The organism is Cryobacterium sp. MDB1-18-1, assembly GCF_004402735.1.
GTDB classification, from domain to species: domain Bacteria; phylum Actinomycetota; class Actinomycetes; order Actinomycetales; family Microbacteriaceae; genus Cryobacterium; species Cryobacterium glucosi.
In genome coordinates, this window is sequence record NZ_SOFR01000082.1 from 1 (window position 1) to 25827 (window position 25827).

Sequence of the window (25827 nt, forward strand, 5' to 3'; positions counted from 1 at the left end):
CCGGAGCCGCGCCGATCCACCCCGGCGACCCGGGCTGGCAGTCCAAGTTCGACCGCGACGGCGACGGGATCGGCTGCGAGTAGCCGCCCCCTTCGCGAGAGTGCACTTTTGGCCCTTAAACCACCCGCTTAAGGGCCAAAAGTGCACTCTCGCGGAGTTCGCGAGGCGCGACTCAGAGGCGGGTGAGCTCGAAGAGGGCCGCCTGCTCGGGGGCGAGCAGCGGAGCGGGCAGGCCGACCTCGGCGAGCACGGTGCCGCTCAGGGTCTCCGACCCGTGCTGCAGCCAGGCCGGCGCGGCATCCTGGATCACGCGCGGCTCAATCGACGGCACGCCGGACTCCCCCGCCCCGGAAGGCTCAGCGCCCGGGTCGACTGCCCCGCCGATCGTCAGCGGCCGAACCGTGTACCGCGCGTCCGGGTCGAGCCCGGGGAACCGCAGCGAGGCAGGCAGTGCGGTCCGCGGCGCGGCGAGCGCGACGTACGCGAAGACAGCGGATGCCCCGTCCCCGGCCACGACGCCGTGCAGCTCGAGCGCGGGGTCCGACGCATCCGCGTGAACAACGACACCCGAGTGCAGCAGCGGACGAAGCCGTTTGTATTCCGCGATCCACCCGGCGACGGCCTCGAGCTCGCCGGCCGAGGCACGGGTGAGGTCCCACTCGATACCGGCGCTGCCGAAGAGCGCCGTCGCCAGCCGGAAGCCGAGCGACGCGGTGCGGCCCGTGGTGTGCGCGGTCGCGGCGCCGAGGTGCCCGCCGAGGTACTCCGGCGGCACGAGCACTCCGGTATACCGCTGGATCTGCTGCCGCTCGAGCGGATCGTTGGTGTCGCTCGTCCAGACCCGGTCGACGAGCGGAAGGATGCCGAGGTCGATCCGGGCCCCGCCCGAGGCGCAGGATTCGATCTCGAGTCCCGGGTGCGCGGCGCGCAGCGTGCCGAGCAGCCGGTAGACCGCCTCGGTCTGCCGGTGCGCCGAGCCTCCGAGGAGGTCACGGTTGTGGTCCCATTTCAGATAGGCGATCGGGTACTGGTCGAGCAGGGCCGTGAGGCGGGCGAGCACGTACGCGAAGGCATCCGGGTTGCCCAGGTCGAGCACCCGCTGGAACCGCCATTCGAGCGAGCCTGCTGCGCCGAGCACCCAGTCCGGATGCGCCCGCGCGAGCTCGGAGTCGAGGCTCACCATTTCCGGTTCGACCCAGAGCCCGAAGGAGAGACCCGCCGCGTGCACCCGCTCGACCAACGGGTGCAGGCCGCCCGGCCAGGTCACGGGGTCGACGAACCAGTCGCCGAGCGCGCGTTTGTCGTCGGTGCGGCCGGTGAACCAGCCGTCGTCGAGCACGAAGCGCTCGACCCCGACCCGCGCGGCCGCCTCGACGAGCCGGGTGAGCGTCGGCAGGTCGTGGTCGAAGTACACGGCCTCCCAGGTGTTGAGCACGACCGGGCGCGGGTCGTGGATCGTCGCCCACGACCGAATCCATGGATGCAGCCGCGCCGACAGCCCGTCGAGTCCGGTCGCCGAGTACGCGGCCACGGTCCAGGGTGAGGTGTAGCCGGCCCCGGCTGGCAGGGCCAGTTCCCCGGGGGCGAGCAGTTCGCCGCTGCCGAGGGTTGCGGCGCCGAGGGCCGAGCGCTCCGCCCAGACCCGCTTGTCGCCGCTCCAGGCGAGGTGCACCGCCCAGACCTCCCCGCGGCGGAACCCGAACCCGGCCACCCCGGCGACCGACAGGAACGGGTCGTCGTGGCCGGGCCGGCCGTGCCGGCTCTCGCGGCTCCAGACTCCGTGCGCGAGTCTCGTGCGCTGCGGACGGCGTTCGTGGCTCCACAGCCCGGTGAAATCGAGGAGTTCGCCGGCCCGGTCGGGTACGGGCAGGGTCATGTCGAGCGAGCCGAGTTCGAAGTCGGTGTCGCCCGTGTTGGTCAGGGTGTGCCGCACGCGCAGCACGCCCTCGACCGTGAGTTCAAGGTCGGTCGACACCGAGACGGATGCCGCGGCATCCGCCGTGTCGATCCGGAGCGAGCGCGCACCCCGGGGATGCACCGCCTCGAGCCGCAGCGCGAGATCCGCCGGCCGACCGGAACCGATCGAACCGGCAGAACCGGCAGAACCGGCGGAACCGGCGACGCCGCGCCGGAAGCCACTCAGCCCCGGCCGGCCGCTCCACCCTTCGGCGAACGTCGGCAGCAGCGAGAGCCGCAGGGGCACGTCGATCGAGCTCGGCGGGACCGCGGGAATCGCGGCATCGGCGAGCGCGGCCAGCTCGGGCCAGGAGAGGGCACCGAGGTCGGCGCCCCAGTGCACGATCGCGGGAACGGCCGTGCCGCGGGCGTCCAGCACAAGGCTGGTGCCCGCGGCACGGAGGTAGTACAGACCCGCCGGGGAGTCCGTCGACGGAGTGTGAGTCACGTGGATCGCTGCTAACTGCTCACACTGCGTGAACGGGTCGGTACGGATCGCTCCCGGGGAGCTGCTGGGAGAGCCCTACTTGTTGACGGGAATCGACTGCGCCGTCATGGCCGCAATCGTAGCCGTCTGGCCGGTCTTGAGGGCGTCGATCAGGGTGCCCTTCTTGGTGACCGCGGCCTTGAACCCGTCGGAGACGTCGTTGTACGTCTGCGTCATGGTCGGACCCCAGACGAAGTCGGGCGAGACCTGCGAGGACGCCTTCGAGAAGACGTCGTAGATGGCCTGGCCACCGTAGAAGTCGACTCCGGCCTTGAGCGCGGGCAGTTCCAGACCGGACTTGGCCGCCGGGTACAGGTTGGCGGACTTGTTCAGCAGGGTGAGCGCCTCATCGGAGGTGTTCAGCCAGAGCGCGAACTTCGCGGCCTCATAGGGGTGCTTCGATCCCTTGAAGACAGCAGTCGAGGAACCGCCCCAGTTACCGCTGGCCTTGTCGCCGGCGGCCCACTGCGGGGACTCGGCGACGGCCCACTTGCCGGCCGTGTCCGGTGCACCACTCGCGATGGAGTTGGCGCCCCAGGCGGCGGAGTTCCAGGTCCAGTCGCTGCCGGTGTTGTACGCGTTGTTCCACTCGTCGGTCCACGGCGGGTTGGTCGAGACGAGGTCCCGGTCGATCAGGTCCTGCCAGTACGCGGCGACCTTCGCCGTCGTCGGGTCGGTCAGGTTCACGGTCCAGTTGGTGCCGTCGTTCTTGAACCAGGTGCCACCGGCCTGCCAGACGAGTCCGGCGAACTGGTTGATGTCGCTCTGGGAGAAGTTGGTGATGTAGCCGCCGGTCGCGCGGATCTTCTCTGCGGCGGCGGTGTACTCGGCCCACGTGGTCGGGATGGCGATGTTGTTGGCCTTGAACAGGTCGGCGCGGTAGAACATGGCCATGGGGCCGGCGTCCTGCGGGATCGCGTACACCGCGTTGTCCTCGCCGAAGTTGACCTGTCCCCAGGTCCAGTCGACGAAGTCCTTCTTCGCGTCGAGCACGCCGGCACAGGAGGCGAGGTCGGTCAGGCCGTCCTGCACGCGGAAGTTCGGCAGCGCGTCATACTCGATCTGGCCGAGGTCGGGCGCGTTGCCGGCCTTGAGCTGGTTGAAGAAGTTCTGGTAGGTGCCGCCGTTGCCGTTGGGTCCGGTCTGCACCTTCACCTGGATGTCGGGGTTCGCCTTGTTCCACACGGCGACGGCGTCCTCCATGCCGGGGACCCAGGTGGTGAAGGTCAGGTCGACCTTGCCGGTCGACGGCGCACAGGCTGCGGCGGCGGTGCCGGAGCTTGTCGTCGAGGCGGAACAGCCGGTCAGCGCAACCGAAGCTGCGGCGAGCAAGGCAACGGCGACCGCTCTTTTCTTCATTCGCATGTGTCTTCTTCTTTTCTCTTGGGAAAGGAACCGTCCGGCATTCCGGGCGGGTGGTGCTGTGGGTGAAGCGGAGGTGAGGTGAGGGGGCTACTTGACCGAGCCGGCGCTGAGGCCGTTCCGCCAGAAGCGTTGGAGGAGCAGGAAGATGATGATCAGCGGGATGATCGACAGCAGCGCGCCGATCAGCACGTAGTCACGCAGCACGGGGATCTGGTTGACCTGCGAGTTCCAGCCGTAGAGCCCGAGCGTGACCGGGAACAGGGTCTCGTCGCGCAGCATGATCAACGGCAGGAAGAAGTTGTTCCAGATCGCGACGAACTGGAAGAGGAACACAGTGACCAGGGCGGGCACCATCATCCGCACCGAGACGGTGAAGAAGGTGCGCACCTCGCCGGCACCGTCGAGGCGGGCCGCCTCGATCAGTTCGTCCGGCACGCTCGCCGAGGCGTAGATGCGGGCGAGGTAGACCCCGAACGGGCTGACCAGGCTCGGCAGGAACACCGACCAGAACGTGTTGGTGAGGCTGATCTGGCTGAAGATCAGGAACAGCGGCAGCGCGAGCGCGGTTGCGGGCACGAGCACCCCGCCGAGCACGACGTTGAAGATCAGTTCGCGCCCGGGGAACCTGTACTTGGCGAGGGCGTACCCGCACATGCCGGCGATGATCGTTCCGACCAGGGCGCCGAGCCCGGCGTACAGCGCGCTGTTGAGCATCCACTTGAGGTAGACGCCGTCGCGGTAGCTGACCAGGGCGCCGATGTTCTGGAACAGGGAGAAGTCCGCGAACCAGAGCGGGTTCGTGCCGGTGAACTGGGCGCGATCCTTCGTGGCGGCGACCAGCAGCCACCAGACCGGCACCAGGAAGTAGAGCGTGAAGACGCCCATCACGATCATGGCGCTGGCCCGGGCGAACGGGTTCTCCCGCTGGGCACGTGGGGCCGAACCGGGGGTCGAGCGGATGCGACGGGCCGGCCGCACCGGGCCGGGGGTGGGGGTCAGGGTGCTCACTGGGCTTCCTTCCGCTGCGTGAACTTGAGGAATGTGAACGAGAGCACGAACGTGGCCAGGGCCAGCACCACCGAGAACGCGGCGGCGAGGTTGACGTTGGGGATCGACGACGTCGTGTACACGGTGAGGTTCGGCGTGAACGTGCTCGTCACGGCGGAGCTGAAGCTCCGGAACACCTGCGGCTCGGCGAGGAGCTGCAGGGTTCCGATGATGGAGAAGATCGCGGTGAGCACGATCGCGGGCATGATCAGTGGGATCTTCACCGACCAGGCGATCCGCAGCTGCCCGGCGCCGTCGAGACGGGCGGCCTCGTAGAGCTCGGTCGGGATGGCCAGGAGCGCCGAGTAGATGATGAGCATGTTGTAGCCGACGTAGACCCAGGTGACGACGTTCGCGATGGCCCAGAGCACGAGGTCCGCCGAGAGGAAGTTGATGTTCTGGGTGACCGCGCTGAACGGCGACAGGTTGGGTGAATAGAGGTAGCCCCACATGATCGCGGCGATGACGCCCGGTACCGCGTATGGCACGAAGAACGCGAGGCGGAAGAACTTCTTGCCGCGCACGAGCGGGGAGTCGAGCAGCAGCGCGAACAGCAGCGCGAGCCCGAGCATGATCGGCACCTGCACGGCGCCGAAGGCGAGCACCCGGCCGACGGACTGCCAGAACGGGCCGTTCTGGAAGACCAGGACGTACTGGCTGAGTCCGCCGAAGACCTCGGTCGCCGCGCCGAAGGTGCCCTCACGCTTGATCACGAGCAGGGATTCGTAGATCGCGTACCCGATCGGCACGAGGTAGAACAGGGAGAACAGGGCGCCGAAGGGGAGCACGAAGATCAGGATCGCGCGCTTGTGCTGCACCCGCGGCTTCGCCGGGCGGGGGCCGGGCCGGCCGGCGAGCCGGCGGGCCGTGCGGGTGTCGCCCGGGACATCCGTGAATCGGGCGGTGGAAGCACTCATGCTGCCGTGTCCTCTCTGATGACGCGCACGGCGCCGGCCGGTACGCGCACAATGCGGTCGACGGCGGCGTCGGTGACGAGTTCGTGCCCGCTGGCGGCGATCTCGATCTCGGCGTGGCCGTGGTTGATGACGAAAAGGTAGCTGTGCGTCGCATCGGCGCGACGCACGACCTCGATCGAGCCGTCCGATTCCGGGCCGAGCGCGGTGACCCGCGCGGCCTGGGCGACCGTGCGCATCACCCCGCGCAGGGCGTCGGGTTCGAGTGCGGTGGCGAGATACCAGGCGGTGCCCCGGCCGAAGCCGTTGCGGGTGATCGCCGGGACGCCGGGCAGGGGGCCGTCGCGGTAGCTCGCAACGGCGGTCGCGCCGTCGAGGCGCAGTCGCTCGGTCCAGAGGCCGGCAGTCGCCCCGGAGTCCAGGCTCAGCGTCCGGCCGGGGAGCAGCGGGGAGAACTCCTCGACACGGATGCCGAGCATCTCGCGGAACGCGCCGGGATAGCCGCCCGGGCGGACCCGGTCGTCCTCGTCGACGATGCCGCTGAAGAAGGTGACGAGCGCGTGCCCACCGTTCGCGACATAGTCGGCGAGACCGGCGGCATCCGCGTCGGTGACGAGGTAGAGGGTGGGCACGACGACGAGGCGGTAGCCGCTCAGGTCGGCGTCCGGGGCGATCACGTCGACCGTGATGCCGAGACGGTGCAGCGCGGTGTATGCGGCGTGCATCTGGCCGAGGTACTCGACCGACTGTGACGGCCGGGATTCGCCGTCCCCGGCCCACCAGGCCTCCCAGCTGAAGACGATCGCGGCATCGGCGATGACGCGGGTGCCTGCGATGTCGCCGAGCCGGTCCAGGATGCCGCCGAGGTCGACGACCTCGCGCCAGAGTTCGGTGTCGGTTCCGGCGTGGGGAACGAGCGCGGAGTGGAATTTCTCCGAGCCCTGCAGCGAGGCCCGCCACTGGAAGAAGCAGACCGCGTCCGCGCCGCGAGCGACGTGGGTGAGGGAGTTGCGGGTCAGCTCGCCCGGCGCCTTCGCGAGGTTGTGCGGCTGCCAGTTCACGGCACCGGTCGCCTGCTCCATCAGCAGCCACGGGGCCCCGCCGGCGAGCCCACGGGTGAGGTCCGCTGCGAAGGAGAGCTCGGTGACGGGGTCGCCGAGACGGTGGTCGAGGTAGTGGTCGTTGGCGACCACGTCGACCTCGGGCGCCCACTGCCAGTAGTCGAGGTTGCGGATGTGGGCAGTGACCATGAAGTTGGTGGTGACCGGCACCGCACTGTGGCGGCGGATGACGTCGCGTTCGCTGCGGTAGTAGTCGAGCAGCTCGTCGGAGCTGAACCGGTGGAAGTCGAGCACCTGGCCGGGGTTGCGGCTCGAGAGGGTGAGTCGCGGGGTGAGGATCTCGGACCAGTCGCCGTAGTGCTGGCTCCAGAACGAGGTACCCCAGGCTGCGTTCAGCGCGGCGATGGTGCCGTAGCGCGCCTGGAGCCAGCGCCGGAAGGCCAGCGTGCTGTCTTCGTCGTAGCAGAGCGCGTTGTGGCAGCCGAGTTCGTTGGACACGTGCCAGAGCGCGATCGCGGGGTGCCGGCCGTAGCGCTCGGCGACCTTCTCGACGAGGGCGAGGGCGTGCTCGCGGAACACCGGCGAACTCGGGCACCAGGCCTGGCGACCACCGGGGTAGCGGATGCTGCCGTCCTCGGTCTCCGGGAGGATCTCCGGGTGCAGCGTGGTCAGCCACGGCGGCGGCGAGGAGGTGCCGGTGCCGAGGTTGACCCGGATGCCGTTCGCGTGCAGGAGCTCGATGATCGTGTCGAGGTTGGCGAAGTCGTACTCCCCCGGCCTCGGCTCGATGTGTGACCAGCCGAAGATGTTGATCGCGACGAGGTCGACGCCGGCCGCGCGCATCAGCCGCATGTCCTCGGCCCAGGTCTCCGGGCCCCACTGCTCGGGGTTGTAGTCACACCCGTATGCGATGCCGTCGTGGGCGAACGGGACCGCGGATGCCGCCTCGTTCTGGACTGCTGCTCGCGCGTTCATCGGCTCCCTGACGTCGTTGGCACCGGCATCCGCCGGATGGTCTGTGAACGTGCACAGACCGGGTGGAAAAAAAGACCCTGCGGCCGATCTGTGAACGTACACAGAGTAAGTACGGATCGCGATCCGTGTCAAGGACCATTTCGCGAAACGGGCGATACAGTTATCGAATGGTGACCAATCCGGGGCGGCGCAAACGTGCCACGATCCACGATGTCGCCCTCGAGGCCGGGGTCTCCCGCGGCACGGTGAGCCGGGTCGTGAACGACGAACCCTACGTGTCCGCCGAGGCGCGGATCGCGATCGAGGCCGCCATCGAGAAGGTCGGCTACGTGCCGAACACCGCGGCCCGCAACCTCGTCATGCAGCGCTCGCAGGCGATCGGTTTCATCGTGCACGAACCGCACTCGCTCTTTCTGGAAGACCCCAATATCGGTGAGATCCTGCTCGGGGCCAACGCCGCGCTGTCCCTCGCCGACTTCCAGATGGTCTGCCTCATCATCGACTCCGAGAGGGACACCGACCGGGTCGCCCGGTACCTGAGCGGCGGCTTCGTCGACGGGGTCATCGTCGTGTCGGCCCGCAAGAATGACCCGATCACGCGCATTATCGAGAAGCTGGGACTGCCGTCGACGTTTGTCGGGCATCCGCCGGACCTGCGGCAATTGCCGTTCGTCGGCATCGACAACCGGAGCTCCGCACGCGCGATCACGGAGCGCCTGCTGGCCACCGGCCGCACGCGCGTGGGCATGATCGCCTCCGCCCTCGACCGCGACTCGGGAGCCGACCGGCTGGCCGGGTTCACGGATGCCCTCGGTCCCCTGTTCGACCCGGCCCTCGTGGCCCGGGTGCCGTTCTATGCGTATGCCGATGGTGTCGCGGGCATGCGCGCGCTGCTCGCCGCCGAGCCCGGACTCGATGGGGTGTTCGCGGCATCCGATGCCGTTGCTGCGGGCGCGCTCGAGGCGCTGCGCGAGGCCGGGCGCAGCGTGCCGGGGGACGTCGGCGTCGTCGGCTTCGACGACAGCGCCTGGGCGCTCCGGTGCCAGCCGTTGCTCTCGACCGTGCACCAACCGGCCGCCGGCCTCGGCGAGCGGGCTGCCGAATCGGTGCTGGCCCAGCTGCGCGGCGAGGAGCCAGAGCTCGGCGGCATCCTGCTCACCACCCCGATCGTCTGGCGCGACTCCGCCTGACCCGCCCTGCCCTGCCTTGCACCCGTCTGCCTCCCTCGCGAGAGTACGTTTTTGGCCCTTAACCCACGGGTTTAAGGGCCAAAAGTGTACTCTCGCGGGAGGTCATGGCCCGGTCCGTGGAGCGGGAGCGGGAGCGGGAGCGGGATCGGGAGCGGGATCGGGAGCGGGATCGGGAGCGGGAGGAGCGGGCGGCTAGCGACCGAGCCAGCCGCCGTCGACGGGGAGGATGATGCCGTTCACGTAGTCCGAGGCGGCGGAGGCGAGGAAGACCGTCGCTCCGGTGAGGTCGGCTGGGGTACCCCAGCGGGCGGCGGGGATCCGCTCGAGGATGGCCCCGGACCGGCCGGCGTCGTCCTGGAGGGCCTGGGTGTTGTCTGTTGCGAAATACCCGGGGGCGATGGCGTTGACGTTGACGCCGAGCGGCGCCCACTCGTTGGAGAGCGCCTTGGTGAGTCCGGCGATCGCAGACTTCGAAGCCGTGTACCCGGGCACGTTGAGCCCGCCCTGGAAGCTCAGCAGTGAGGCGGTGAAGATGATCTTGCCGTGGCCCTGCGCGATCATGGTGCGGCCGATCTCCCGGCTGAGCACGAACTGGCTCGAGAGGTTGACGGCGATCACGCGGTCCCACATCTCGTCCGAGTGTTCGGCGGCGGGGGCGCGCGCGATCGTGCCCGCGTTGTTGACGAGCACGTCGATCGGGCCGAGCGCGGTGATCTCGGCGGCGAGCGCGGCGACGGCGTCCCGGTCGGCGAAGTCGGCGTGCAGTGCGGTGAACCGGCGGCCGAGTGCGGTGACCGCGGTCTCGATCGCGCTGCCGCGCTCGGGCATTCTCGACGAAACGCCGACGATGTCCGCGCCGGCCTCGGCGAGTGCGACGGCCATGGCGAAGCCGATGCCGCGGCTCGCGCCGGTGACGACGGCGGTCTTGCCGCTGAGGTCGAAGAGGTTCAGAACACTCATGAGTGATTTCCTAACGTTGTGGTCGCGAATGCGCTTCCCTGGTAGCCGAGGGCCTGGGAGATGGCCGCCGCGGCCTTCAGTAGGGGGCCGAACATCGCCTCGATCTGCTCGTCGCTGTGCTCGATCGACAGCGTGGACACGCTGAGCCCGTAGCGGACGGTTCCGGTGTGGTCGAAGAGGGGCGCCGCGATGCAGGCGATTCCGGGCACGTTCTCGCCGCGGTCGCGGGCGGTGCCGCGCGAGCGCACGCCGGCGATCTCGCGGCGGAAGGCGTCCGGGTCGGTGATCGAGGCATCCGTGATGCGGGCGAGGCCGGCGCTCGCGATGATACGGTCGACGGTGTCGTCTGGGTAGCTCGCGAGGATGACCTTGCCGATGCCGGTGGTGTGCAGCGGGGCGGCATGGCCGACGCGGGAGGGCATTGTGTACGGTTTGCGGGAGTCGCTGCGCATCACGTAGACGATCGAGTCGCCGGCGAGGCAGCCGATGTGCACGGTGCAGTCCACGGTCGCGACGAGGTCGTCGACGAAGGGTTGGGCGATCGCGGAGATGTCGACGCCGGCGAGGGCGCGGCCGGCGATCGCCAGGATCGCCGGGCCCGGCAGATAGCTGCCGGCGGGGTCGGTCGCGAGGAACCTCTGGGTCACAAGGGTAGCGAGCAGGCGGTGCACGGTGGCCTTGGGCAGGCCTGTCGCGGCGACGACGTCCGAGAACCGCGGGTGCTCGAGGGCCGCCTCGAGCACGATGAGGGTGCGCTCGGCTGCGCCGGCAGGGGCGGCAGGGGCGGCAGGGGTGGCGACCCGGACGGCGGCGGGGGCCGACGGCATCCGCTCGCCGGCCAGGTCAGCAGTCATCAGGAAACGGCGGTGATGTCCACGGCGTCCATGTCGTCGAAGGACTGGTTCTCGCCGGCCATGGCCCAGATGAAGGAGTAGTTCGAGGTGCCGACGCCCGAGTGGATCGACCAGCTCGGCGCGATGGTCGCCTGGCGGTTGGCGACGATCAGGTGGCGGGTTTCGGTCGGCTCGCCCATCAGGTGCACGACGCGGGCGGCCTCGGGGAGGTCGAAGTAGAGGTAGGCCTCCATGCGGCGGTCGTGGGTGTGCGCGGGCATGGTGTTCCACATGCTGCCCTCGTGCAGGCTCGTCACGCCCATAACGACCTGGCAGCTGCGCACGCCGTTCTCGTGGATGTACTGGTTGAGCGTGCGGCGGTTCGAGGTCGACTGGTCGCCGAGCTCACGGACGATACCGGTTCCCGCGGGCACGAGCGTGGTCGGGTATTCGGTGTGGGCAGGCGCGGAGAAGATGTAGAACCGGGCGGAGTCTTCGGTCTCGGGCGCGGCGCTCGCACTGTCCGAGATGAATTCGACGACGGATGCCCCGCGGCCGATGTACAGGCACGATCCGTGTCCGAGGGCGAACGGCACGCCATCGACGACAACGGTTCCGGATCCGCCGACGTTGACGATCCCGGCCTCGCGGCGTTCGAAGAAGTGGTCGGTGCGCAGTTCGGGGAAGCTCTCGAGAGTGAGCGGGGCCGTGACGGGGCTGACCCCGACGAGGATGACCCGGTCTTCGTGGGAGTAGACGGCGCGCAGCTCGTCGTCGACGAAGAGGTCGGTGACGAGGAAGCGTTCGCGCAGCTCGGCGGTCGTCATTCCCCGGACTTCGGTCGGGCTGGTGGCATTGCGGATCTGCACGGAGACTCCTTGCGCTTCACGGCCCCAAAATGGAACTTAGTTCCATTCTGGGCGCTGGTGTGCCGTCAGTCAAACCGACCGCGGCCGTCAGACTGGTGCGACGAGCCTCGAACGGGGGCTCCGGCTGCGGCACGGCCAACCGATAGCCTGACGAGAGGTGCGCTGGTGAATCCCGTGGATGCCCAGCCGATGTCCCACGATCACCGATGAAGCGAGGACCGCATGCGCACCGGCGCAGGAACCGACACGACCTCCACTGCCGACGGGTCCACAGTGCGGTTCCCCGCGCGGTCCCGGAAACAGCGAACGTGGTTCTTCCTGACACTCGCTGTCGGTCTCGCGACTCTCCTTACCGCCGGGATCGGTATCCCGCTGACATCGGCCGAACACGATCGGGTCGTCGCCGAGAACACCAAGCGTGCGACCCTCGCGGGGACAGCCGCACGAGCCGTGAGCGAACTCGCGGCGCTGCGCACCGAAGTCGCCCTCTTCGTTCTCCCCTTGGATGACTTCGATAGGCGCCTGGTCGGTGTCGTCGACCCTGCCCTGATCGCACAGCTGAACGTCGCCCGAGACCGACTGGGGTTGGCCGCGCACGGCGGCTACCCCCGGGCGATCGCCGAAGCTCACTCCGTCGTCGTGCGACGGCTCCAGGCCATCGCGGAGGCGGAAGCCACCGCAGCGGAGACCGCGGTCGGCGTGCAGACCGCTGCCGATCAGAACGCCCGGGATGCTGTCACCGCGGCCGTTCTCAAACTGCGTGCCGCAGCAATCACCCACGGAGAACTGCCCAAGGCCTTCACCGCGGTCGTCGTCGCGAATGCCGCGCTGACGGCAAATCAGGCAGCCGCCGTGGCCGCGACCCAAGCCGCGGCCGAAGCCGCCGCCGCTGAAGCCGCGCGGGTCGCGGCAGCGACCGCCGCCCGGAATTCCGGTACTTCCCGGACTTCCGGTACTTCCCGGAGTTCCGGGTCGAGCGGAACCGGCAGTACCGGCGGCACGACGTCCGGCTCCCCTGGCATCCAGTTCCTGCCCCACCCCACCTTCCTGGACCCGCCCGTTGTCCACAACAACGCCAACTACCAATCCATGTGCCAGGGCGAGGCTTTCGACGACATCATGGTCGAGGGTGGCAGCTCGTACACCTTCGACTACGACTTCGCGTACTCATACATCGTCCAGATTGCCTTTGAGACGAAACAGTGGGACCTGACCGTCTTCGCCTGCCTCTGACACTGGCCGAAACGAGCCCGGAGTTACGCGGCCGCGGGTTCGCAACCGAAGAATTTGCAGGAGCCATGCCCACGCGTCAGGGGTGCAGCAGGGCGGCGAACTCGTGCTCGAGGAGCGCGCGGAGGGCGTCCAGGTCTGGGCAGGTGTCCGGGTCGGCGGCGAGGGTGACCTCGAGGCCGCCGGCGTAGGAGAGCACGGCGAACGACACCGTCACGTTTCCGGTGGGACCGGTCAGGGGCACGAGGCCGGTGACCGGGCACCCGAAGATCGCGAGAGGCTCCGCCGGCCCGCGCAGGTTGGTCACGAAGGTGTGGATCGCCCGCTGCCGGCTGATGAACCGCTGGAACAGTCCGAGCCGCGCGAGCAGCCGGAAGAACGGCCCGAGCAACGCCGTCGACGCGCCCGCGGGCGCGAGTTTCGCCGCCCTCGTGGCGGTGGCGACGGCATCCAGCCGAGTGAACGGATGCCCGACCCCGGGCACACGAATCGGAATCACCCCGCTCTGGTTCCCCAGTTCGCCCGCGGCAGCCTGGCGCCGACCCGAGAACGGCACCGACAACACGAAGGTCTCCTGCCGCTCCCCGCGCTGCTCGAGCAGCCCGTGCAGCGCGCCGCCGATCGCCGTGAGCACGACGTCGTTGACCGTGGCGTGGTGCGCGTGGCCGACCGCGAGCACACGCCCCAGGTCGAGCCGGATCGACACGAAGCGCCGCCGCGGCCCGGTCGGCACGTTGAGCGAGGTGCGGGCCAGGCGCGGGGCGCCGATCGATCCGCGCAAGGCGAGGAGGCCGCCGACCGCGCGCGCCAGCGAGGCCGGGAGGTGCGGCACCGCGCGAACCCTTCCCGCCCACGCGTCACGCGCGAGCGCCCCGACCGAGGGCATCCCACCAGAACCCTTTCGCGAAAGCGGGTGAATCGTCGTTATGGGCATCCCAGACCGACGATTCACCCGCTTTCGCGGCAGGGGATCCGCGGGGCGGTCGACGAGGCTCGCCATCACGGCGAGGCCGCCCATGCCGTCGGCGAGCACGTGGTGGAACACGATGATGAGCGCGGCGCGGTCGTCCGGTGAGGCCGGCGCACCCGCACCGACCCCGGTCACGAGCACCGCGACCCAGAGCGGCCGGGAACGCGACAGCCGCGTGCCGAGCAGCCCCGCGGCGATGTCGAGGACCGCCGCCTCTCCCCCGGGCGCCGGGCACACTCGCGAGGACAGATGCCGCGACACGTCGAAGTCGGGGTCGTCGACCCAGGCCGGCCGGCCGCATCCGATGGGCACGTCGATCAGACGTTGCCGCAGCCGCGGCACCCGGCGGATGCGGTCGGCGAGCACGCCGAGGGCCACCTCTGTGTCGAGGCCCGCACGAGTATCGAGAAACAGCACCGCTCCGACCTGCATGGGCGAGGATCCTCGTTCGGTGGCGAGCGACATCAGATCGTCCGCACTGACCCGATCGATGGGTGGCAGGGTGGGCATAGCGCCACGCTATACCCGCGGGGTCCGCAGCCCGAGCCGGATCAACGCGATCCCCGTCCAGACGAACCAGGCCCACATCAGCACGCCGAGGATGTCGGGCACGATCCAGTGGAGCGATGGCTGCCCTGGCAATACGGGCGCGGGCGAGGCGCGGGCGAGGCGCGGGCGAGGCGCTCCCGAACCGCCCCTAGGCTGGCGGGATGGCCGACTCCAGCTCCAGCCCAGCGCACAACGCCGGCCCACCGGCGCCGGCGGCACCACCGGCATCCGGTTTCGTCGCCGTATTCGGCCGGCGCCTGGAACGCCTCGATCGTTGGGCGGATGCGATCGGCATCGGTCGCAAGCGGCTGATCCTCCGCACGATGTGCCTGCTCCTCACCCTGGCCGGGCTGGCCATGCTGCTCGGCAAGGACCTCACCCCGCCCGACACCCTCGACGAGTACCTGCACCCGGCCAAGACCTCCGCAGACGAGTTCCTGATCCGCAACCTCTCCGTCGACTACACGCTCGACGCCGACGCGCAGGGCCACTCGCGGGCGAGCGTGCTCGAGACCGTCGATGGAATATTCGGCTCCGACTCAACGGCCACCGGCATCACCCGCTACCTGGTCGCCGAGAGCCGGGGCCATACCGTGCACACCACCGTGACCTCGGTGACGGATGCCGGGGGCACCGCCGTTCCGTTCACGGTCACCCGCAGCGGCGACACCTGGAAGATCTCCACCGACACCGGCGCGCGACTCGTCGGCGACCACCGATTCCTGATCCGTTACGTGCAGACCGAGCTGACCGATCATGTCCAGGACGCCCAGAACACCGCGTTCGAAGACAGCCTGAACTGGAGCGTGACGGGCGAACGCTGGTTGCAGGGAATAGGCGGCGTCGACGTGACCGTGCGCATGGACAAGGCCCTCGCGGCACACTTGACCGGAGAACCGAGCTGGGGCGTCGCCTGGGCGATCCTGGGCAGCACCGCCTCATTCGACCGGGTCGCCGACGACGATCCCCTCGCCCAGCCCGGGCAGGCGGTCTTCCACAACCGGGTGTTGTCCACGCTGCCACCGTTCGGCACGGTCTGGGTGGGGTTCCACTTCGCCGACGGCACCTTCATGCCCTCCGACCGCTCGCTACTCGAGTGGATGCGCCTGCTCGCGCCGTTCCTGCCGATCCTGGTGGGCGTCGGGCTGCTCCTGCTCGGGCTCCTCGCCCGGGCCACGGTGTGGCGGAATGCCTCCGGTCGCGGCATCGTCATCGCCGAGAGCACGCCCCAGGCGGGCGTCGACCTCATGCTCGCCTCACACATCCTGGGCCGGAGCCGCCGGTCGATCGTGGCTTCCCTGCTCGACCTGGCCGTGCGCGGCAACGTGCGACTGCTCCGGGTGAGCCCCGTGACCGACGGCAGGGTCGACGGCGGCAACGACGGCGCGAACTCCCCCGCCGGCCGGCACTGGTACGAGTTCGAATACGTGCATGAGGCGGCCCTGACCGACGCCGACAAGGACCTGCTCAACGCCGTCTTCGGCGACGCCCGCATCATCAGCACGAAGAGACGTCCCGCCAAACGCTCGATGCGACCCGTTCGCCTCGACGTGCGCGGCGGACTGCTGCGACCGGCATTCCGGCAACTGAGCCTGCGCGGCTGGCGCCGGTCCCTCGCGGAGGGCTACCGGCGGGTGCCGAACGGTTTCGTCAGGGACCTGCTGACCTGGGGCGTCATCGCGACGACCGCCCTGCAATGGGGTCTCTCCCGCCAACTCGCCTACGACGGCATCGAATCGCAGGCCTGGTTGCTGTTCTGGGTGAGCGTGGCGAGCGCCGCCGTCACCTTCAGCGCCTTCACGCTCGCCGTGACCCGCTACCCCCTGACCCGGAAGGGCGCCCTCGCCCGGGAGCACCTGCTCGGCCTGCGGGAGTACATCCGGGTCGCCGAGCAGCTCCGGATCAACTTCCTGCAAAGCCCGTCCGGCGCGCTGTACACCCAGCGCCGGGCATCCGTCGAGGTCGCCGACCTCAACGACCCGCTGCTCGCCTACGCCATTCTGTTCGGCCTGGAGCGTGGCTGGCGGCGCGAGCTCGACCTCGCGTCGGCCGGCGCGCTGCCCCGTGGCTGGTGGCTCCCGCGGGACCTTGACCGCACCCCCTGAACAGAGAGGCTCAGGGAATTCTGGCCGATCGGCGTGACAATTCCGCCGAAGAACCGTCTTACAGGTGACGGATGTCGCACGACGGTGACCGCCGAGCCTGCGGGGCGCTAGGCTTCCCGCACAGAACCCGGAGGACACCCCATGACAAACACAGAGCTGACGGATCCCGACGCGACCGGAAACGGAACCGCCCCGGACGCCCGGACCCGCCTGGCCGCGGTCGTCTACAACCCGATCAAGGTCGACCTTCCCGCGCTCAAGGCCTCCGTCGCCACCGAAGAGTCCGCCGCGGGCTGGCCGGAGACGCTCTGGTTCGAGACCTCGAAAGACGACCCGGGACAGGGCGCGGCCCGGCAAGCGATCGAGGCGGGCGCATCCGTCATCATCGTGGCGGGCGGCGACGGCACCGTGCGCGCGGTCGCCGAGGTCGTGCACGGCACCGATCGCGCGCTCGTCCTGCTGCCCTCCGGCACCGGGAACCTGCTCGCCCGCAACCTCAAACTCGCCCTCGACGATGCCGCAGGGTCGATCCGCTCGGCGTTCACCGGGACCGACCGCCCCATCGACGTGGGCATGATCGACATCCGGCGCGCCGACGGCACGGTCGACCGGCACGCCTACCTGGTGATGGCCGGTCTCGGCCTCGATGCCAAGATGCTCGCCAACACCGACGACGACCTCAAGGCGAAGGTCGGCTGGCTGGCCTACGTGAAGGCCCTCGTCGCCGTGGGGCAGGACCGGAATGACCTGCACTTCCGGTACAGCCTCGACAAGCAGCCCGCACAGTCCATGCGGGCCCACACGATCATGATCGGCAATTGCGGCCTGCTTCCGGCGGAGATCGTGTTGCTGCCCGACGCGGTCGTCGACGACGGTCATTTCGACATCGTCGTGCTCAAGCCGAAGGGCGTGCTCGGCTGGGTGCAGATCGTCTCCAAGGTGATCTGGGAGAACGGGGTGCTCAGCCGCACGCGCCTGGGGCGCCGGTTCCGGACAACGGATGTCGACGCCCTCAACTACGCGACCGGAACCGAGCTCGTGCTGCGCCTGCACCGGCAGGAGGAGATCGAGCTCGACGGCGACGAATTCGGCTCGGCCATCGCGTTCAAGACCTGGATCTCCCCGGGCGGCCTCACCGTGCGCGTGCCAGCCCCGGCTGCGTAGCCGTTACGGACGGAACCCGGCCTGCACCGGGTTCGCGGCCGCTGCGACGGAGACCGGAGCACCGGTGAAGCGCACCCGCACGGCGTCGCCGGGAGCGGGGTGCACGCGCACGCCGTGCTGCACCGAGACCTCGGCACCGTCGGCGAACCGCACCCGGGTGCGGCGAAGCGACCCGTGGAAGCTGGAAGCGGTGACGACGCCCGCCACCCCGTCCGCGGAGAGCTCGAGGTCTTCCGGCCGCACCGCGACGAGTACGGTCCCGTCCGCCTGCGACGGGTCGAGAAGGGGCAGCCGCGTGCCGTACAGCTCCGCGAATCCGTTGCGCACCATTCCGGTCAGCTGGTTGCTCAGGCCGACGAAATCGGCGATGAACGGCGAGACCGGCCGGGAGTAGAGGTCTTCGGGGGTACCGACCTGCTCGATCCGGCCGTCGCGCATGACTGCGACCCGGTCGGCGATCGCGAGCGCCTCATCCTGATCGTGCGTCACGAACAGGGTCGTGATGCCCAGCTCGGTCTGGATCCGCCGGATCTCCTCGCGCAGGGTCACCCGCACCTTGGCGTCGAGAGCGGAGAGCGGCTCGTCGAGCAGGAGCACCCGGGGTTCGGTGACCAGGGCGCGGGCCAGTGCGACCCGCTGCTGCTGACCGCCGGACAGCTGGTGGGCGAATCGGTCGTAGTGGTCCGCGAGGCCGACGAGGGCGAGGGCGTCCCCGGCTCGACGCCGGCGAGCCGCGGCGGCGACCCCGCGCATCCGCAGCCCGAATTCGACGTTCTCGCCCGCGCTCAGATGCGGGAACAGGGAGTAGGCCTGAAAGACCATGCCCATGTCGCGCCGGCTCGTCGGGAGGGTGGACACATCGACTCCGTCGACCAGGATGATGCCGGCATCCGTCGATTCGAGACCGGCGAGCGCCCGGAGTGCCGTGGTCTTGCCGCTTCCGCTCGGGCCGAGAAGCGCCACGAACTCGCCGGCGTGCAGGGTGAGGTCGAATCCGGCGAGGGCTCGGTGTCCCCCGAAATCCTTGGTGACGCCCGAGAATTCAACGACGGCTCCGTGGCGGTGCGTGGCTGCGCTCGACGACACCTCCGTCTGGGCAGCCTGACCGGAGGGAGCCGGCGCGGTGCTCCCGGTCGGCGTGTCCAGCGGGGTGTTGCTCGTGTTGCGGGTCATTGCCTGCCTCCGATGGGGCGGTGTCGTGGCGAGCGGGTGCGTTCGGCGCCCAGGCGGCCGATGAGAAGGAGCAGCAGGAACGCGAGGATCAGCGAAAGCAGGGACAGGATCACGGCCGTGTACGGGTCGGCCTTGCTGACCACGACGAGCGCGGTCTGCAGGTTCACCCGGCTCAGCAGCGACGCGATGGTGAATTCGCCGAGGACCACGGCGACCGCTATGAATGCGCCGGCCAGCAGGCCACGGCGCAGGTTGGGCAGAAGCACGCGGAACAGCACGCTCCCCCAGCCTGCTCCCAGGGTGCGGGCCGCCTCGCTCAGCGTGCGCACGTCAACGGCATCGAGGTTGGCCTGGATCGCCCGGTAGGCGTACGGCAGCACGATGATGCCGTATGCCAGGGACAGCGTCCAGACTCCGCTGCCGGCGAGCCGGGAGAGCACCGAGTAGACCGGCGCCAGTCCGACGACGAGGACGATCGCCGGGATGCTGATCGGCAGGATGCAGACGAATTCCAGCAGGCGTCGCAGCCGGGGAAAACGGATGTGCACCAGCAGCATCGTAGGCACGAGCAGCAGGAGCACGATCAGCACCGTTCCGACGGCCAGGCCGACCGAATTGCCGACGGCAACGAGCACCTGGCGGTACGGCCCGGTGAGACCGCCCTGGAACAGCGCGCTCCAGCGGGAGAAATCGTGGCCACCGGCCAGTCCCTTGCGGAGGGTGAACTCGACCATGGCCACGAACGGAATGACGAAGAGGAAACCGATCACACCCAGGATCAGGGCGCGCACGGCGCGCGAAGGAGCGTGCGCTACGCCCTCCCGCACGATCGGGCCGGTCACCGCTGCCACCGTGCGGCCCTCGATTGCAGGGCCGAATAGCCGGCCATGACGACCACCATCACCACGACCATCCCGAGGGCGAGCGCACCGGCCAGGTTCTCCCGGCCGAGCACCGTCTCGCTGGTCAGCGCCGACCGGATCTGCAGCGGCACGATCTGGGAGCCCTGGCTCGTGAGCGCCGCAGCGGTCGCATACGACGAGAACGCGTTCGCGAACAGCAAGAGGAGGCTGCCGAGGAAGGAGGGCGCGAGAACCGGGCCGGCGATCCTCAGCCAGTAGGAGGCGGTGCTCCCGCCCAGGGTGGCGTTGGCCTCGGCCCAGGTCGGTTTGAGGGCCTGGAGAGCGGGCATGAACGTGATGATCATCAGCGGCACCTGGAAGTAGAGGTAGGGCAGCACCAGCCCGGGCAATTCATAGAGCCAGACACCGCCCGCGAAGATGTCCAGGCCGAAGGTGTCGCGCAGGATGAGCGTGACCATGCCCTGGATGCCGATGGTGGCGACGAACGCGAAGGCCAGCATCACGCCGCCGAATTGGGCGAGGACTCCGCTGAGCGAATCGACCACCGTGCGGAGGGCCCCGTCCGGACGTGCGCCGAGCAGCCCGTAACACGCGATCGCGCCGACCAACGCGCCAAGCACCGCGGTGAGGGCGGACAACCACAGGGAATTGGCGAACGCGTTGAGCACCACGGGGTTACCGAGTGCCGCGACCGTCGCCAGGGTGAACGAGCCGGACTTGTCGAAGAATCCGGTACCGACGGCGATCAGCGTCGGCAGGGCGAGAAAGAGGAGCACGTAGACCGCGAACGGCAGCAGCCCGAAGGCTGCTGCCGTTGTGCGGGTGCTACTGGACAGCGGCGGCCCAGGTCGCGCCGAGCAGGGTAGCCGCGGCTGCGCTCTGCTCTTTGGTCGGGACCAGGGTCTCCGTGGGGGCCGTCGGAAGGGCGCCCAACAGTGCCGCGTCGATGGTGCCCGCGGCCGTCATCGCTTCGGCACGCGCAGGGCGTGCACCACCGGCGAGCCAGAGGTTCTGGCCTTCGTCGCTGTAGAGGAACTCCTGCCACAGCCGGGCTGCGGCGGGGTGCGGGGCGTCCTTGCTCACGGCCTGGTTGTAGTACCCGGCGTAGCCGGTGCCCGGGAACACGACGACCTTCCAGTTGCGCTGACCGGCGAGCTTGGTGCCGTAGCCGACATTGAGGTAGTCCCAGTCGAAGACGACAGGGGTCTCGCCGGAAGCGATCGTGGCCGGGGTCGGGTCGATCTTGACGAAGTTGCCCGCGGCGTTGAGCTTGGTGAAGAAGTCGATTCCGGGCTGGAAGTTGTCGACGGTGCCACCGTTCTGCACGGTCGCCATCCCGACGGCGGCGAACGCGGCCCCGGCCTGGGTCGGGTCGCCGTTGATGGCGACCTTGCCCTTGTAGGCTGCGCCGAGCAGGTCGCTCAGCTGCGTCGGCGCCGGGACGGCGTCGGGGTCATAGCCGACGGCCAGGTATCCGCCGTAGTCGCCGGTGTAGAGCCCGGTGGCTTCCTTGAGGGCGTCGGGGATATCGGCCCAGGTGGCCACCTTGTACGGGGCGAACCGGTCGGTACTGGACAGGGCGACGGCCAGGCCCAGGTCGAAGACGTCTGGCGCGGTGTCCTGCCCCTTCAGAGTGTCTGCCGCCTGGATTTCCTCGGCGCTCGAGCCGTCCGGGGAGGCTTCGTTGATCGTGATCTCGGGGTACTTCTTCGAGAACGCGTCGAGCACGGCGCCGTAGTTCGCCCAGTCGCGAGGGAGGGCGATGACGTTGAGGTTGCCTTCCGCCTTGGCTGCGTTCTCGAGGGCCGGCAGGTCGCCGAATGCGCTCAGGCTGGTGGCTGTTGCGGCATCGGTGGTGGCGGTTCCGCTCGCGGCCGTTCCGGAGCATCCGGTGAGGCCGATCGCAAGCACGGCCGTGGCAGCCAGGGATGTGATCAGGGTGCGTGGGGTGATCAATTTTCCTCCGTCTGACCAGCAGCGAGAGGCCGCACACGCATCGGCGCGCGCAGTTCGTTGCCGCGGTGCTGGTCACCGAGAGACTAAAAGTCGTTCTTGACGGGACTGCGAAACGCTCCTGAACAGCTCATGAATGCTCGGAGCCACGTTTCCCTCCGCACGGAACGACTCCCGCACTCACCGCCGCGAGCGCGCGAACACGGTGCGCAGCGAGACCCGCTTGGTGTATTCGACCGAGCCGTAGCGGAACAGCTGCACCGCGAGCCGGAGCACGATTCCGCCGAGCAGGAAGAGTTCCGCGATGACGATGCCGGACTCCAGGGGGCTCAGCGAGCCCAGTCCGTTCCGGAGCATCGCCGTCACCGGCGCGGAATACGGGAAGAACGTGAAGAGCTGCACGATCAGCGCGTGCGGATCGGACACCACGAGCGACACCGCGTAGAGGGGCACGAAAACGAGCGCCATCACGATGCCGAAGACCTGGCTGGCCTCCTTGGCGGTGGGCATGATCGCCCCGGCGGCGACGAGGGTGCCCATGAACAGGGTGAACCCACCGATCAGGAGCAGGGCGCCGACGACCATCTGGCCGGGGTTGACGATGAGCTGGGAGAGGTCGACGTCGGGCAGGCTCAGCGAGGTGCGGAAGAAGAGGTAGCCGACCAGCACCGGCAGGATGAACACGAGCATTTGCACGATCCCGATGACGAACAGGGAGATGATCTTGCCCATGATGAGGGTCGTCGGGTTGAGGGTGGTCAGGATCATCTCGGTGACCCGGTTCTCCTTCTCCTCGAGGGTGCTCGTGAGCATCTGGTTGCCGAGCATCACGATCACGACGTAGAAGATCAGCAGGAAGAGCAGGGGGGCGACGGCACCGAGGATACCGCCGGAGACCGCACCGTCCTTATAGGTGATCGCATCGACCTGGAAGGAGCCCCTCGCCAGCCCGGTCAGCGTCGGGTCACCGACCTTCGCCTGCGCGCTGGCGACCATCAACTGGGTCGCCACCGAGGAGTACTTGCCGTTGTCGAAGATGCCGACATCGGCGCCGTAGACCGTGGTGGCTTCCTTCGTCGGTTCGGCCGGGTAGGAGAAGTAGGCCGCCGATGTGCCCGACTTCACGTCCGTGATCGCCTGGTCGGGGTCGGCGGCGAGGGTGCCCCCGAACGCGGTGGCGATGGCCGGGTCGATGTAACCGGATGCGTCGCTGTAGGTGAACCGGAGGGTCGCGTCCTTCTGCGAGTCGACTTTGCTCTCCGTGGAGGTGTTGGACAGCACGATGAGCGCGATCACGATGCCGATCACCACCGGCACGAGCAGGGTCGTGAGCCAGAACTGCTTCTTCTTGAGCGTGCGGGTCACTTCGAACGAGACGACGGTGCCGAGATTGTGCCGAGCCATGGTCTACTCCCCCGCCGTTCCGTTACGTTCACCGGCAGTAGCGCCGGCGTTCTGGTCGCCGGGGTTCTGATCACCGGTGTTCTGGTCACCATAGACGGCGACGAAGATGTCGTCGAGGGAGGGACGACCGGCGGTGAACTCGCGAACGGTCACCCCCGCATCCATCAGTTCGCGCAGGATGACGGCCTCGTCGATCGGGCCGGTCACGGTCAGTTCGGCGTAGCTGCTCTCGCGCCGGGTGACCGTGTAGTGCGGAGAGTCGGGGATCTCGCCGGAGTAGCGGACCCGGACCACGGTTCCGCCGTACTGGTCCTGCACGTCCTCGACGGTGCCGTAGGCCTCGGCCTCACCGTTCTTCAGGAGCACGATCCGGTCGCAGAGGCGCTCGACCTCTTCCATCTGGTGGGTGACCATCAGCACGGTGGCGCCGGCGCGTTTCTGGTCTTCGATGATGTCCATCAGAAGTTTGCGGTTGACCGGGTCGAAGCCCTTGGTCGGCTCGTCGAGGATGAGCAGCTCCGGGTCGTTCATGATCGTGACGCCGAGCTGCACCTTCTGCTGCTGGCCGCCCGACAGTTTGTCGAGCCGCACCTTCGCCTTATCGGCCAGCGCGACCCGTTCGAGATACTGCAGCGACCAGGAGTGCGCGTTCGATCGGCTGAGTCCCTTGAGGCGCCCGAAATAGGTCATCACGTCGATGACGGATTCCTTCTTGTACAGGCCGCGTTCCTCGGGCAGGTAGCCGAGGGTGGCGCCGTCCTCGGGGCTGAACGGCTTCCCGTTGATGTGCAGCAGACCGGCGGTGGGCTGGTAGATCCCGAGCAGCGCGCGGATGGTGGTGGTCTTGCCGGATCCGTTGGACCCGAGGAACCCGAAGGTCTCGCCCCGGTTGATGTCGAAGGACAGGTCGCGGATCACGGTGGTGCGGCCGAAGTCCATCCGGAAGTTGCTGATGTGCACGAGCGGCTCAGTTTCCGACCGCGAGTCCTTCCGCGGAACAGCCTGCTGATCGGGCTTATCAAGTGAAGAAAGAAGTGAAGACGCCATGCCGAAGATCCCCCCAGTTTCGTTACCACGACGTTACACCGGAGGGGCCTGCGCGCGTCAGTGGCCGTGCGCTCCGGCCGGTGCGTCGGCATCCGCGCCCTCGACCGCCGGCGTGCGGCGGATGAAGAACGCCGCTGGGATCGCGAACAGCGAGATCACGGCGCCGCAGAGGAAGGCCGCGTGGATCCCTGCGCTCGTTGCGGTCACCGCGGTCACACCGGTGGCCAGCTGCGACGCGGCGACGGAGGCCATCACCGTCACGAACAGTGCGGTGCCGAACGCGCCCGCGAGTTGCTGAATTGTGCCGACCATGGCGCTGCCGTGCGAGTAGAGCTCGGGGCGCACAGCCGCCAGCCCCGCGGTGAACAGCGGAGTGAAGAGCAGGGCGAGGCCGAGGCTCAGGGTTACGTGCGCAGCGACGACCATCCAGGGCGCGCTGCGCTCGTTCAACAGGGTCATCCCCCAGAACACCGCGCTCACGATCACCGAGCCGGTGACGAGGAGCCGGGTGGGGCCCGACCGGTCGTAGAGCCGTCCCACGAGCGGCGCGAGCAGGCCCATCACGAGCCCCCCGGGCAGCAGCATCAGCCCGGTGGTGAGCGTGTCGAGGCCGAGCACGGTCTGAATGTAGATCGGCAGCAGGATGATGGTCCCGAAGAGGGCCATCATGCTGATCGCCATCATCACGATCGCGAAGGTGAAGGTGCGCGAGCGGAAGGTGCGCAGGTCGAGCAGGGCGCGGTTGCGCTTCTGCAGGGACAGCTGACGCAGGATGAACGCCGTGAGGCCGAGAGCGCCGACGGCGAGCGGCAGCCAGCCGGACACCGAGCCGATGCCGCCGCCCGCCGCGCCCAGGTTGCTCAGCCCGTAGACGAGCCCACCGAAGCCGAGCGCGGAGAGGATCACCGAGAGCACGTCGATCGGGGTCTTGGTCGGTGTCGTGACGTTCTTCATCAGGATGCCGCCGACGACGAGCGCGGTCAGGGCGATCGGCAGCACGAGGATGAACATCCAGCGCCAGTCGAGCACGCTCAGGATCGCGCCGGAAATGGTCGGACCGATCGCCGGTGCGACCGAGATCACGATGGAGATGTTGCCCATCATCCGGCCGAGGTGCGCCGCGGGCACGAGGGTCATCACGGTTGTGAGCAGCAGCGGGAACATGATCGCCGTTCCGGTCGCCTGCACCACCCGGGCGACGAGCAGCACGGTGAAGCCGGGCGCGAGCGCAGCGATGAGCGTTCCGGTGCTGAACAGGGTCATCGCGGCGATGAACACCGGCCGGGTGTTGTAGCGCTGCAGCAGGAACCCCGTGATCGGGATGACCACGGCCATCGTGAGCATGAACGCGCTCGTGAGCCACTGGGCTGCGCTCGCGGAGATGTTGAGGTCTTCCATCAGCCGCGGCAGGGCCACACCCATGATCGTCTCGTTCAGGATCACGACGAAGGTGGAGATGAGGAGCAGGGTGATGACGAGGCGGTTGCGCACGCCGAGGGCAGCCTCGGCCGCGGATGCCGCGGCATCCGCCCCCGGTGAACCGTGGTTCGTGTTCTCGTGTGTGGTGGTGGCGGTGGCGATTTCAGCCATGTGAAGGTCCCGTCGAGAAGTGCGGTCAAGATGTTGGGGCGGTGCAGCTATTGAAACTCAAACCACTGACACCGCCCGATTGTTCCGGTGAAGCGGAACTCCGTAGGACGGAGTTCCGTTTC

General features: G+C 68.8%; 22 protein-coding genes. 5 read left to right on the plus strand and 17 right to left on the minus strand.

Going from position 1 to position 25827, the window contains the following annotated elements; genetic code table 11:
* The first annotated feature begins 14 nt into the window (after positions 1-14).
* Positions 15-83 carry an excalibur calcium-binding domain-containing protein gene (locus E3O50_RS18270; protein ID WP_241980946.1) on the plus strand — a complete coding sequence of 23 codons (69 nt, stop codon included), beginning with the start codon at positions 15-17 and terminating at the stop codon, positions 81-83.
* A gap of 89 nt (positions 84-172) precedes the next feature.
* Here E3O50_RS18270 and E3O50_RS18275 read toward each other — a convergent pair whose 3' ends face one another.
* The 5 genes from E3O50_RS18275 to E3O50_RS18295 all read right to left on the minus strand — a co-directional run bounded on the left by E3O50_RS18275 (position 173) and on the right by E3O50_RS18295 (position 7805).
* Entirely contained in the window at positions 173-2404 is a 2232-nt protein-coding gene (locus E3O50_RS18275; RefSeq protein ID WP_166790992.1) for an alpha-galactosidase, read from the minus strand.
* A 75-nt stretch (positions 2405-2479) separates the two neighbouring features.
* Complete coding sequence (locus E3O50_RS18280; RefSeq protein WP_198413644.1) at positions 2480-3808, minus strand: extracellular solute-binding protein; 1329 nt, start codon at positions 3806-3808, stop codon at positions 2480-2482.
* Between the two features lie 87 nt (positions 3809-3895).
* Positions 3896-4702, minus strand: a complete 807-nt coding sequence (locus E3O50_RS18285; RefSeq protein WP_134446013.1) for a carbohydrate ABC transporter permease — start codon at positions 4700-4702, stop codon at positions 3896-3898.
* Positions 4703-4812: 110 nt separating this feature from the next.
* Positions 4813-5772: a sugar ABC transporter permease gene (locus E3O50_RS18290; RefSeq protein WP_134445948.1), complete on the minus strand. Its 960-nt coding sequence runs from the start codon at positions 5770-5772 to the stop codon at positions 4813-4815.
* Positions 5769-7805, minus strand: a complete 2037-nt coding sequence (locus tag E3O50_RS18295; protein ID WP_134559613.1) for a beta-galactosidase — start codon at positions 7803-7805, stop codon at positions 5769-5771. Before E3O50_RS18295 ends, E3O50_RS18290 begins: the two co-directional genes overlap by 4 nt.
* 167 nt (positions 7806-7972) lie before the next feature.
* Between E3O50_RS18295 and E3O50_RS18300 the strand changes: the two genes are divergently transcribed.
* Positions 7973-8995 (plus strand): LacI family DNA-binding transcriptional regulator, encoded by a 1023-nt coding sequence (locus E3O50_RS18300; protein ID WP_134445950.1) that lies wholly within the window; start codon positions 7973-7975, stop codon positions 8993-8995.
* 192 nt (positions 8996-9187) lie between these two features.
* On the opposite strand, the gene E3O50_RS18305 is transcribed toward E3O50_RS18300, so the two are convergent.
* The 3 genes from E3O50_RS18305 to kduI are packed head-to-tail and all read right to left on the minus strand — an operon-like array spanning position 9188 to position 11657.
* Positions 9188-9955, minus strand: a complete 768-nt coding sequence (locus E3O50_RS18305) for an SDR family NAD(P)-dependent oxidoreductase (RefSeq protein WP_174774625.1) — start codon at positions 9953-9955, stop codon at positions 9188-9190.
* Complete coding sequence (locus tag E3O50_RS18310; RefSeq protein WP_198413645.1) at positions 9952-10809, minus strand: IclR family transcriptional regulator; 858 nt, start codon at positions 10807-10809, stop codon at positions 9952-9954. The genes E3O50_RS18305 and E3O50_RS18310 overlap by 4 nt, the downstream gene beginning before the upstream one ends.
* Positions 10809-11657, minus strand: a complete 849-nt coding sequence (gene kduI / locus E3O50_RS18315) for a 5-dehydro-4-deoxy-D-glucuronate isomerase (protein ID WP_134445951.1) — start codon at positions 11655-11657, stop codon at positions 10809-10811. The genes E3O50_RS18310 and kduI overlap by 1 nt, the downstream gene beginning before the upstream one ends.
* Before the next feature lie 222 nt (positions 11658-11879).
* Here kduI and E3O50_RS18320 point away from each other — a divergent pair, with 222 nt between their 5' ends.
* Positions 11880-12890, plus strand: coding sequence for a hypothetical protein (locus tag E3O50_RS18320; protein WP_134559615.1), 1011 nt, complete (start codon positions 11880-11882; stop codon positions 12888-12890).
* Positions 12891-12966: 76 nt separating this feature from the next.
* On the opposite strand, the gene E3O50_RS18325 is transcribed toward E3O50_RS18320, so the two are convergent.
* Together E3O50_RS18325 and E3O50_RS19875 are read right to left on the minus strand one after the other, a co-directional pair.
* Positions 12967-14367, minus strand: a complete 1401-nt coding sequence (locus tag E3O50_RS18325) for a wax ester/triacylglycerol synthase domain-containing protein (protein WP_134559617.1) — start codon at positions 14365-14367, stop codon at positions 12967-12969.
* 9 nt (positions 14368-14376) lie between these two features.
* Entirely contained in the window at positions 14377-14499 is a 123-nt protein-coding gene (locus tag E3O50_RS19875) for a hypothetical protein (protein ID WP_277870855.1), read from the minus strand.
* A 68-nt stretch (positions 14500-14567) separates the two neighbouring features.
* Here E3O50_RS19875 and E3O50_RS18330 point away from each other — a divergent pair, with 68 nt between their 5' ends.
* Together E3O50_RS18330 and E3O50_RS18335 are read left to right on the plus strand one after the other, a co-directional pair.
* Positions 14568-16511 carry a DUF2207 domain-containing protein gene (locus E3O50_RS18330; RefSeq protein ID WP_134559619.1) on the plus strand — a complete coding sequence of 648 codons (1944 nt, stop codon included), beginning with the start codon at positions 14568-14570 and terminating at the stop codon, positions 16509-16511.
* Positions 16512-16652: 141 nt separating this feature from the next.
* Entirely contained in the window at positions 16653-17675 is a 1023-nt protein-coding gene (locus E3O50_RS18335) for a diacylglycerol kinase family protein (RefSeq protein WP_134559621.1), read from the plus strand.
* Positions 17676-17678: 3 nt separating this feature from the next.
* Here E3O50_RS18335 and E3O50_RS18340 read toward each other — a convergent pair whose 3' ends face one another.
* The 7 genes from E3O50_RS18340 to E3O50_RS18370 all read right to left on the minus strand — a co-directional run bounded on the left by E3O50_RS18340 (position 17679) and on the right by E3O50_RS18370 (position 25705).
* Complete coding sequence (locus tag E3O50_RS18340) at positions 17679-18848, minus strand: ABC transporter ATP-binding protein (RefSeq protein WP_134559622.1); 1170 nt, start codon at positions 18846-18848, stop codon at positions 17679-17681.
* On the minus strand, positions 18845-19690 hold the full coding sequence (locus tag E3O50_RS18345) for an ABC transporter permease subunit (RefSeq protein ID WP_241975406.1): 846 nt from the start codon (positions 19688-19690) through the stop codon (positions 18845-18847). The genes E3O50_RS18340 and E3O50_RS18345 overlap by 4 nt, the downstream gene beginning before the upstream one ends.
* On the minus strand, positions 19687-20547 hold the full coding sequence (locus tag E3O50_RS18350; RefSeq protein WP_134445957.1) for an ABC transporter permease: 861 nt from the start codon (positions 20545-20547) through the stop codon (positions 19687-19689). Before E3O50_RS18350 ends, E3O50_RS18345 begins: the two co-directional genes overlap by 4 nt.
* Positions 20537-21667, minus strand: coding sequence for an extracellular solute-binding protein (locus E3O50_RS18355; RefSeq protein WP_134559624.1), 1131 nt, complete (start codon positions 21665-21667; stop codon positions 20537-20539). The genes E3O50_RS18350 and E3O50_RS18355 overlap by 11 nt, the downstream gene beginning before the upstream one ends.
* Positions 21668-21844: 177 nt before the next feature.
* Positions 21845-23068, minus strand: a complete 1224-nt coding sequence (locus E3O50_RS18360; protein WP_134559626.1) for an ABC transporter permease — start codon at positions 23066-23068, stop codon at positions 21845-21847.
* A 3-nt stretch (positions 23069-23071) separates the two neighbouring features.
* The gene (locus E3O50_RS18365; protein ID WP_134446017.1) at positions 23072-24007 is read right to left on the minus strand and encodes an ATP-binding cassette domain-containing protein; all 936 of its coding nucleotides are present in this window, start codon (positions 24005-24007) and stop codon (positions 23072-23074) included.
* Between the two features lie 165 nt (positions 24008-24172).
* Positions 24173-25705, minus strand: a complete 1533-nt coding sequence (locus E3O50_RS18370; protein WP_134559628.1) for an MDR family MFS transporter — start codon at positions 25703-25705, stop codon at positions 24173-24175.
* Positions 25706-25827: the final 122 nt, after the last annotated feature.

Bases quoted from the DNA above. Each gene is read 5' to 3' on its own strand.
- E3O50_RS18280 (WP_198413644.1), bottom strand. From the start codon at position 3,808: ATGCGAATGAAGAAAAGAGCGGTCGCCGTTGCCTTGCTCGCCGCAGCT.
- E3O50_RS18285 (WP_134446013.1), bottom strand. From the start codon at position 4,702: ATGATCGTGATGGGCGTCTTCACGCTCTACTTCCTGGTGCCGGTCTGG.
- E3O50_RS18290 (WP_134445948.1), bottom strand. From the start codon at position 5,772: ATGAGTGCTTCCACCGCCCGATTCACGGATGTCCCGGGCGACACCCGC.
- E3O50_RS18295 (WP_134559613.1), bottom strand. From the start codon at position 7,805: ATGAACGCGCGAGCAGCAGTCCAGAACGAGGCGGCATCCGCGGTCCCG.
- E3O50_RS18300 (WP_134445950.1), top strand. From the start codon at position 7,973: ATGGTGACCAATCCGGGGCGGCGCAAACGTGCCACGATCCACGATGTC.
- E3O50_RS18305 (WP_174774625.1), bottom strand. From the start codon at position 9,955: ATGAGTGTTCTGAACCTCTTCGACCTCAGCGGCAAGACCGCCGTCGTC.
- E3O50_RS18310 (WP_198413645.1), bottom strand. From the start codon at position 10,809: ATGACTGCTGACCTGGCCGGCGAGCGGATGCCGTCGGCCCCCGCCGCC.
- E3O50_RS18320 (WP_134559615.1), top strand. From the start codon at position 11,880: ATGCGCACCGGCGCAGGAACCGACACGACCTCCACTGCCGACGGGTCC.
- E3O50_RS18325 (WP_134559617.1), bottom strand. From the start codon at position 14,367: ATGCCCACCCTGCCACCCATCGATCGGGTCAGTGCGGACGATCTGATG.
- E3O50_RS18330 (WP_134559619.1), top strand. From the start codon at position 14,568: ATGGCCGACTCCAGCTCCAGCCCAGCGCACAACGCCGGCCCACCGGCG.
- E3O50_RS18335 (WP_134559621.1), top strand. From the start codon at position 16,653: ATGACAAACACAGAGCTGACGGATCCCGACGCGACCGGAAACGGAACC.
- E3O50_RS18340 (WP_134559622.1), bottom strand. From the start codon at position 18,848: ATGACCCGCAACACGAGCAACACCCCGCTGGACACGCCGACCGGGAGC.
- E3O50_RS18360 (WP_134559626.1), bottom strand. From the start codon at position 23,068: ATGGCTCGGCACAATCTCGGCACCGTCGTCTCGTTCGAAGTGACCCGC.
- E3O50_RS18365 (WP_134446017.1), bottom strand. From the start codon at position 24,007: ATGGACTTCGGCCGCACCACCGTGATCCGCGACCTGTCCTTCGACATC.
- E3O50_RS18370 (WP_134559628.1), bottom strand. From the start codon at position 25,705: ATGGCTGAAATCGCCACCGCCACCACCACACACGAGAACACGAACCAC.